This is a genomic window from Brachybacterium sp. HMSC06H03, from assembly GCF_001807385.1.
Taxonomy (GTDB): domain Bacteria; phylum Actinomycetota; class Actinomycetes; order Actinomycetales; family Dermabacteraceae; genus Brachybacterium; species Brachybacterium conglomeratum.
Genome location: NZ_KV788807.1, coordinates 1 through 7819, shown reverse-complemented (window position 1 = coordinate 7819; position 7819 = coordinate 1). Strand labels below are relative to the sequence as shown.

Below are 7819 nucleotides of genomic sequence, written 5' to 3'. Positions count from 1 at the left end.
CGCCCCCGCGCTCGCGGCCGGCGCGGCCCCGCGCCGCTACCGCGACTCGGGCATGGCCTGGGTGCGCGAGGGGCTCGCCGGTCCCTCCCCCGACGCCGGCCCCGACAGCTTCTCCCTCGTCCCGCTCGAGCAGGCCGCGGACGACCTCGTCGCCCTGGTGGAGCAGTCCCGCCCGGACGTGCTGATCGGCTACGACGACGAGGGCACCTACGGGCATCCCGACCATGTGCGCGCCCATCACGTCGCCGTCGCCGCGGCCGAGCGGACCGGCGTGCCGCTGGTGCAGATCGCGAGCGACGACGCGGCGCCGGGCACCGTGGTGCGCGATCTCCCGCAGACCGCGGACGCGGTGGAGCGGGCGGTGGGCTCCTACCGGACCCAGCTCACGCTGCGCGGACCGGTCGAGGGAGGGTTCGCGATCCGGCACGTCGGAGGGCAGGACGACATGGTCGCCCTGCGCGCCGGGCTCCGGGGCTGAGCACCCCGCTCAGGCGCGTCAGAGGCTGACGTCCAGCAGCGTCGGCAGGTGATCGCTGGCGCCCGAGAGCCGCTCCGCGCCGACCCGCGCAGTGGAGCGGACGGCCCGCGCGTCCCGCACCCGCACGCCCTCGCCGACGAGGATCGCGTCGATCCGGCGCACCGGACCGGCGGCCGGGAAGGTGTGCTCGGACTGCCCGGCCGGGTCCCGCAGCAGCGGATCGAGCAGTCTGCGCGCAGCGCCGTCGGCGGTCTCGTTCAGGTCGCCGCCGACGATCACCGGCGCCCCCGCCCCGCGCACCAGCGCCGTGACGTGCTCGGCATGGCGCAGACGGTTGTCCTCCTGGAGCGCGAAGTGGAGCGAGGAGACGAGGACCTCGCCGCCACCGGGCACCGACAGCCGTACCGCGGCGACCCCGCGCGGGTAGGTCGAGTTCAGGTCCGTGACGGTCTGCGCGACCGGGTGCATGCCGCGGCGGATCACCTGTGCGGCGACGTCCTCGGTCGCGAGGATCGCGAGGCCCCGCCCGCCGAGCCCGCCGACGAGGACCCGTCGGCCGACGCGCCGGGCGAACCATGCCAGCCGCGACGTGGGCAGCACGAAGCGGGGCGCCTCCTGGACCAGCAGCACGTCGGGGTCGAGATCCTCGACCGCCTCGATCAGCGCGTGCAGGTCGCCGCGCAGCTCCCACAGGTTCCAGGACAGGATCCGCAGGTCCCAGCCGCCGCGCCCCGAACTGCCTCGGGCGGCGCTCACGGGCTCGGCTCCTCGGCCACCTGCGGGGCGATGACCCGCTCGACGAGGTTCGTGAGCTCCTCGACCTCGTAGCCGGGCCAGCCGAACAGGACTCGCCTCCATTCGGGCGGGACGGCCTTGTGGCCGAGCGCCGCCCCCATCAGGGAGCCGGTGATGCAGGCGACGGTGTCGGTGTCGTAGCCGGCCCGGGCCGCGGCCTCGAGCGCAGCGACCAGTGCGTCGCGCTGGGCGAACTTGCCCTTGGGGATCGGGCCGACGCCGGCGATCGCCGCCCACGCCGCCTGGAAGGCGCCGACGACCCAGCCGTTGCGCCGGAACATGACCGGGGTCGACTCCTCCGCCTCCTCGATCCGGTCCTGCCAGACCGTGCGGCGCTCGGGCTCGAGCTGGTCGAGGCCGACGCGCACGTCGAGCTCACCGGTGAGGATCGCGTGGCGCACGGCGAAGCCCCACAGGATGCAGGCCTCGATCGTGTCCGGGTGCACGTGTGTCAAGCGGCACACCGAGGCGATCGCCTCGGCCGCGTCCGCGTCCGGGGAGAGCAGATAGGGCAGCACCGACGCGTGGGCGCGCATCAGGGAGCCGTTGCCCGCGGAGGTCGGGTGGTCCTCGTGCGCCTTCGCGGCCGCGGCCCGGAAGTCGACCGCGCGGGGCGCGTAGTGGCCCGCCCCGCGGCCGATGTCCGCCGCGGAGCGCAGCACGTGGGAGGTGAGGTTCCCGATGTCCGGGGTGCCCAGCGACCACGAGTACCACTCGCGCGCGATGTGGTCCTGCGCGGACTCGAGCCGCAGGTCATGGTGGTCGGAGGCGGCTAGAGCGGCTTCGAGCACGACGATCGCCATCGAGGTGTCGTCGGTCCACTCCCCCGGCTGCCAGCCGAGCACGCCGCCGCCGATCATGGCGATCTCCTCGGAGTCGACGACGGGGGCCTGGAACTCGTAGGGCGCTCCGAGCGCGTCCCCGGTCGCTGCGGCCACGACGGCGCCGACCGCCCGCTGCCGCTGCGCCGCGGTCAGCCCGGGGGGCTGGGAATGCTTCTCGTCGGTCCTCACGAGGCCATGGTTCCACAGGTCAGGCCCGGGCCGGGCCCCGTTACCCTGGTGGGGACCGAGAAGGAGCCCCATGACCGACACCCCCGCGGAGCCCCGCCCGCACTGCGACGACCCCCACGATCCCCATGACCACACCGGTCATGACCATCCCCCCACCGGGGCGGACCTCGTCCGGGACCTCGTCAAGGGCCTGTCGATCCAGGCCCTGCTGATCCCCGCCCTCGCGATCGTGATGCTGGTGGCGATCCTGCCCTTCGCCCCCACCACGCCGGTGCCGCTGCTGCTGGGCATCGGGCTGGGCGCCCTGCAGCTCGTCTCCCTCGTCGCGACGAGCCTCTTCGTCGCGCGCACCCGCCGCCAGCTCGCCGTGAACCCGGGGCTGGTCGCGGTGCGCAGCGTGCTCGAGGAGGTGCTGCGCATCGCCGCAGTGCTGCTCGCTCTCGTGCTGTGGCCGGCCGACATCCGCTCCGAGCTCGGGGTGTGGGTGGGCGCCGGCTGCGCGCTGGTGTGGATCGTGCTGGCGACCGCGCAGACCGTCGCGACCCGGCGCCGCATCGCCACGCCCGGCGACTGGTCCGAGGAGGCGATCTCGACCCTGCTCTCCCAGCGCGTCGGCGCCCGCGAGACCGTCGTGATGCGCCTGCTGGACGTGCTCGGCACCGTGATGTTCCAGCTCGGCGCGACCGTGCTCGTGATCCTCTCGCCCGTGCTCGCCGTCGGCACCGCCGTGCTCTCGATCGGCACCGGGCTGTCGACCCTCGTCCTCCAGCGCAGGCCTCCGGCGGAGCGCTCCCGCACCCCCTGGGCGTACATGCCCGTCGCCCTCGGTGCGCTGACCCTCGCCCTGGCCGTGCTCGGACTGCTGAGCCTCTGACCGACCGACCCCACCACCCCCGCAGGAGCCGATGATGACCGCTGCCCTCCCCTCCGGACTCGACCTCGATCAGGTCGACGCCGCCGCCCGCCCCCAGGACGACCTCTTCGGCCACGTCAACGGCCGCTGGCTCGCCGAGCACGTGATGCCCGCCGACCGGTCCAGCGACGGCGCCTTCCACGCGCTGCGCGACCTGTCCGAGGAGCGGGTGCGGGAGATCGTCGAGGAGGCGGCCGACGACGTCGCGCAAACCGTGGACGAGACGGGGAGCCTGCCGGTCCCGACCACCGACCATGCCCGGATCGGCACGCTGTACCGCATGTTCATGGACACCGATGCGATCGAGGCCGCGGGCCTGTCCGGCCTCGCCGGCCTGCTCGATGAGATCGGGGCGACCCGGGACCTCGAGGGCCTCGTGCGCCGGATGGCGGCGCCCGACTCGGGGGCCTCGGCGGTGCTCGCCTACGTGTGGACCGACGACCACGACTCCTCCCAGTACCAGGTCAAGATCCATCAGGGGGGCCTCGGCCTGCCCGACGAGTCCTACTACCGCGAGGAGCACCACGCCGAGACCCGCGAGGCCTATGCCGCGCACCTGGCGAACCTCGCCCGCCTCGCCGAGCTGCCCGGCCGTGCGGGGCTCCCCGCCGGCGGCCCGGAGGAGCTCGCCCGCGCCGTGCTCGACTTCGAGACCCGCCTCGCCGCCTGCCACGTCGACGTGGTCCGCCTGCGCGACCGGGAGAAGTCCGACAACCCCATGGACGCCGCGCAGCGCCGCGAGCTCGCCCCCGCCTTCCCCTGGGATGCGTACATCGAGGGCACCGGTGCGCCGGCCGCGGCCTTCGACGTGGTCTCCGTCGGCCAGCCCGAGTTCGTCTCCGCCGCCGCCGATCTGCTGGCCCGGGAGGACCTCGCCGTGCTGCGCACGTGGCTCGCGATGCACACCGTCTCCTCCTACGCCCCCTATCTCCCCGCCGCGCTGGTCGAGGAGGACTTCGACTTCTCCGGCCGCGTCCTCTCCGGTGCGGAGGAGCTGAAGGAGCGGTGGAAGCGGGGCGTGGCCCTGGTCGAGGGCGCGGTCGGCTTCGCCGTCGGCCGCGAGTACGTCGCCCGCCACTTCCCCGCCGCCCACAAGGAGCGCATGACCGCGCTGGTCGACGCGCTGATGGACGCCTACCGCGACTCGATCAGCTCGTTGGACTGGATGACCCCGGCCACCCGCGAGAAGGCGCTCGCGAAGCTCGAGAGGTTCACCCCGAAGATCGGGTACCCCTCGACGTGGCGCGACTACGACGGCCTCGAGCTCGTCCCCGGCGACCTCGTCGCGTCCGTCCGCGCCTCCCGCCGCTTCGAGGCGGACTTCGAGTTCTCGAAGGTCGGCGGGCCGATGGACGAGACCGAGTGGCACATGACCCCGCAGACGGTCAACGCCTACTACAACCCCGGCCGGAACGAGATCGTCTTCCCCGCGGCGATCCTCGAGCCCCCGTTCTTCGACGCGGAGGCCGACGACGCCGTGAACTTCGGCGGGATCGGCGCGGTGATCGGCCACGAGGTCGGCCACGGCTTCGACGACCAGGGCTCGAAGTACGACGGGGAGGGCAACCTCGTCTCCTGGTGGACGGCCGAGGACCGCGAGGCCTTCGACGCCCGCGCCGCCCGTCTCATCGCGCAGTACTCGGAGCTCTCCCCGCGCGAGCTCGACGACTCCCACCGCGTCAACGGCGCCCTCACCATCGGCGAGAACATCGGCGACCTCGGCGGGCTCTCCATCGCGGTGAAGGCCTATCTCGCCAGCCGCTCCGAGGAGGAGGCCGCGGCCGAGCTCGACGGGCTCACCGGCCTGCAGCGCGTGTTCTGGTCCTGGGCGACCGTGTGGCGGGGCCGGAACCGGCCCCAGGAGGCGATCCGCCGTCTGGCCGTGGACCCGCATGCGCCGATGGAGTTCCGCTGCAACACGGTCGCCGGGCACCTCGACGAGTTCCACGAGGCCTTCGACGTGCGCGAGGGCGACGGCATGTACCGCGCCCCGGAGGAGCGGGTGAGCATCTGGTGAGGCCCGATCCGCCCTTCCACGTCGGGCGGACGGTGCCCTCCTCCGTGGGCTGGACCCGCGTCGTCGTCACGGTGGTGGCGGGCCTGATCGTGTCGGGCCTGCTGCTGCAGCGCGGCTCGGCGCCGGGCGCGATCGCGGTGCTCGCCGCCTTCGCGCTGCTGGCGCTGTGGACGTGGATGGGCCAGGCCACCCGCTTCGTGGTCGACGAGCACGGGGTCACCGTCAGCCTCGGGGGCTTCCTACCCCGCCGGGTCTGGCCGATCGAGGACTTCCGCACCGTGCAGCTGCGCGAGATCCCCACCGGCACCGTGGGCGTCGCCCTCGGCGGCTACGGCTGGCGGCGCGGGAGGGCGATGACCCCGAAGCCCGAGGAGCTCACCCCCGTCGGCCGGCGGAAGATCTTCACCCTCGCCGAGCAGCAGCGGCCCTACCGGATGCTGGTCACCCGGCCGGGCACGAGCGTGGAGATCATCGGGACGAAGGACACCTGCTACATCCTCTCCCCTGTCGACCCGCAGGCGGCCGCCGATGCGATCGACCAGGCCATCCGTGCCCGCCGCTGAGCGTGGTCCTGGGCTAGACTGTCTGCTCGTCATCCACTGACAGGGGAGCACCGTCCGGTGCTGAGAGTGCGCCGACGGCGCAGACCCTCGAACCTGATCCGGCTCGCACCGGCGTAGGGAGTCGGGATTTCCGTGGCGCACCGCCGGTGCTCCGCGCCCCTTCCAGGACCTGGGAGGAGACGTGATGACCCGTTATCGCACCGTCGATCTGCTGGTGACCGTGCTGATCGGGGCGGCCTTCGGGGTCGCCTTCCTCGGCTACGGCCAGCTCTACACCCTGATCGGCCCGCTGACCGCGGCGTTCAAGCCTGCCGAGGGGCTGCTGGCGGGGATCTGGTTCCTGCCGGCCGTGCTCGCCGCGCTGCTGGTGCGCAAGCCCGGCGCCGCCCTGCTCGCGGAGATGGTCGCCGCCGTGCTCTCGATGCTGCTGGGCAGCCAGTGGGGCTGGGGCACCGCCGTGTCCGGTCTCATGCAGGGCGGTGGCGTCGAGCTCGCCTTCCTGCTCACCCGCTACCGGCGCTTCACCCTGCCCGTGGCGGTGCTCGGCGGCGTGCTCTCTGCCTTGCTCGAATGGGGATGGGAGAAGGTCGCCTACTACCAGGAGATGAGCTGGGCCTTCTCCGGCACGATGCTCACCTTCTTCCTGCTCTCGGGGGCGCTGCTGTGCGGGGTGCTGGGCTGGGCGGCGAGCCGGGCGCTGATCGCAACCGGCGCGGTGGACTCCCTGGCCTCCGGCCGGGAAGCGGCCCGCGCGGTGGAGGCCTGAGCACCGAGACCGTCCCGGCGGCGTCCGTGCACGTCGACGGGCTGCGCTGGCGGCCGCTCAGCCGGCGCGAGCCGACCATCGAGGGTCTCGACCTCGAGATCCCGCCCGGGCAGCGAGTGCTGCTGGCCGGGGCGAGCGGCAGCGGGAAGTCGACCGTGCTGCGGGCGCTGGCCGGGCTGCTGGACCCCGAGGACGGGGACGGCGAGGGGCTGGTCCCCGCGCCCAGCCGGCCCGGGGAGCGGGGCCTGCTGCTGCAGAACCCGGTGCACGCCCTCGTCGGCGCGACCGTCGCCCGCGACGCCGCCTTCGGACCGGAGAACGCGGGACTGCCCCGGCCGGAGCTCACCGAGCGCGCCGCCCGGGCGCTCGAGGCAGCGCGAGTCGACCTCGACCCCGAGCGAGCGCCGCTGGACGCCTCGGGCGGCCAGCAGCAGCGGATCGCGCTGGCCGGCGCGCTGGCCCTGCGCCCCGACCTGCTGCTCCTGGACGAGCCGACCTCGATGCTCGATGCCCCGACAGCCGAGGAGGTGCGCCGGGCGATCCTCGCGGTCACGGGCGGCCGCACCCTCGTCGTCGCCGAGCACCGGATCGGGCCCTGGCTGCCGCACGTGGACCGGCTGATCGTGCTCGGCCCTCGCGCCCGGGTGCTCGCCGACGGGCATCCGGACCAGCTCCTCTCCCACCGTCGCGAGGTGCTGATCGAGGCGGGAGTGCTCGAGGAGGGGACCGCCGCCGAGGAGGCACCGGGCCCGGTCGGGCCCGGCGAGACCGTCGCCGCGCTGCGCGGCGTCACCGTGCCCGCCCGGGGACTCACCGCGCCGCAGGACCTCGAGCTGCGCGCTGGGCGGCTGACCGCGCTGACCGGCCCGTCCGGTGCGGGCAAGACCTCCCTCCTGCGCGTCCTCGTCGGCGCGACGGAGCCGGGCGCGGGCGCCGTGTCCCGCCCCGAGCCCTCCCGGATCGCCCTCGTCCCCCAGGACCCCGAGCACTCCTTCGTCGCGACGACCGTGCGGGAGGAGGTCCTCGCCTCCCCCTGGGCCACGGACGAGGACCTCGCGGACGAGCTCCTTCAGCGGGCGGGCCTCGCCCCGCTCGCCGGCGCCCACCCCCACCGCCTCTCCGGCGGCGAGCAGCGCCGTCTCGCGATCGTCGCGGCCCTCGCCCAGCGCCCCGGCCTGCTCGTGCTCGACGAGCCGACCGTGGGCCTGGACGCCCGGCGGCGCCGCGAGGTGCTGGAGCTGCTGCGCGAGGCGAGGGCCCGCGGCACGGCGGTG

General features: G+C 74.3%; 8 protein-coding genes and 1 riboswitch. Of the genes, 6 read left to right on the top strand and 2 right to left on the bottom strand.

Annotated features, from left to right (window positions below; all coding sequences use genetic code 11):
- A partial coding sequence (locus tag HMPREF3159_RS09575; RefSeq protein WP_210388863.1) for a PIG-L family deacetylase occupies nucleotides 1–478 on the top strand: 478 nt, incomplete at its 5' end.
- A gap of 18 nt (nucleotides 479–496) precedes the next feature.
- Here HMPREF3159_RS09575 and HMPREF3159_RS09570 read toward each other — a convergent pair.
- Both HMPREF3159_RS09570 and HMPREF3159_RS09565 read right to left on the bottom strand, forming a co-directional pair.
- The gene (locus tag HMPREF3159_RS09570; protein WP_070500824.1) at nucleotides 497–1234 is read right to left on the bottom strand and encodes an endonuclease/exonuclease/phosphatase family protein; all 738 of its coding nucleotides are present in this window, start codon (nucleotides 1232–1234) and stop codon (nucleotides 497–499) included.
- Nucleotides 1231–2286, bottom strand: coding sequence for an ADP-ribosylglycohydrolase family protein (locus HMPREF3159_RS09565; protein WP_070500823.1), 1056 nt, complete (start codon nucleotides 2284–2286; stop codon nucleotides 1231–1233). The genes HMPREF3159_RS09570 and HMPREF3159_RS09565 overlap by 4 nt, the downstream gene beginning before the upstream one ends.
- Nucleotides 2287–2356: 70 nt before the next feature.
- Between HMPREF3159_RS09565 and HMPREF3159_RS09560 the strand changes: the two genes are divergently transcribed.
- The 5 genes from HMPREF3159_RS09560 to HMPREF3159_RS09540 form a co-directional block, all read left to right on the top strand.
- Nucleotides 2357–3160 carry a hypothetical protein gene (locus tag HMPREF3159_RS09560; RefSeq protein WP_070500822.1) on the top strand — a complete coding sequence of 268 codons (804 nt, stop codon included), beginning with the start codon at nucleotides 2357–2359 and terminating at the stop codon, nucleotides 3158–3160.
- Nucleotides 3161–3191: 31 nt separating this feature from the next.
- On the top strand, nucleotides 3192–5216 hold the full coding sequence (locus tag HMPREF3159_RS09555) for a M13 family metallopeptidase (RefSeq protein ID WP_070500821.1): 2025 nt from the start codon (nucleotides 3192–3194) through the stop codon (nucleotides 5214–5216).
- Nucleotides 5213–5779 (top strand): hypothetical protein, encoded by a 567-nt coding sequence (locus tag HMPREF3159_RS09550; RefSeq protein WP_070500820.1) that lies wholly within the window; start codon nucleotides 5213–5215, stop codon nucleotides 5777–5779. The genes HMPREF3159_RS09555 and HMPREF3159_RS09550 overlap by 4 nt, the downstream gene beginning before the upstream one ends.
- Nucleotides 5780–5810: 31 nt before the next feature.
- Nucleotides 5811–5916, top strand: a riboswitch (TPP riboswitch).
- 47 nt (nucleotides 5917–5963) lie between these two features.
- The gene (locus HMPREF3159_RS09545) at nucleotides 5964–6545 is read left to right on the top strand and encodes an ECF transporter S component (protein ID WP_070500819.1); all 582 of its coding nucleotides are present in this window, start codon (nucleotides 5964–5966) and stop codon (nucleotides 6543–6545) included.
- A 26-nt stretch (nucleotides 6546–6571) separates the two neighbouring features.
- Nucleotides 6572–7819 (top strand): ATP-binding cassette domain-containing protein (locus HMPREF3159_RS09540; RefSeq protein ID WP_141748162.1); only part of this gene is annotated, 1248 nt, incomplete at its 3' end.

Bases quoted from the DNA above. Each gene is read 5' to 3' on its own strand.
- HMPREF3159_RS09560 (WP_070500822.1), top strand. From the start codon at position 2,357: ATGACCGACACCCCCGCGGAGCCCCGCCCGCACTGCGACGACCCCCAC.
- HMPREF3159_RS09545 (WP_070500819.1), top strand. From the start codon at position 5,964: ATGACCCGTTATCGCACCGTCGATCTGCTGGTGACCGTGCTGATCGGG.
- HMPREF3159_RS09555 (WP_070500821.1), top strand. From the start codon at position 3,192: ATGATGACCGCTGCCCTCCCCTCCGGACTCGACCTCGATCAGGTCGAC.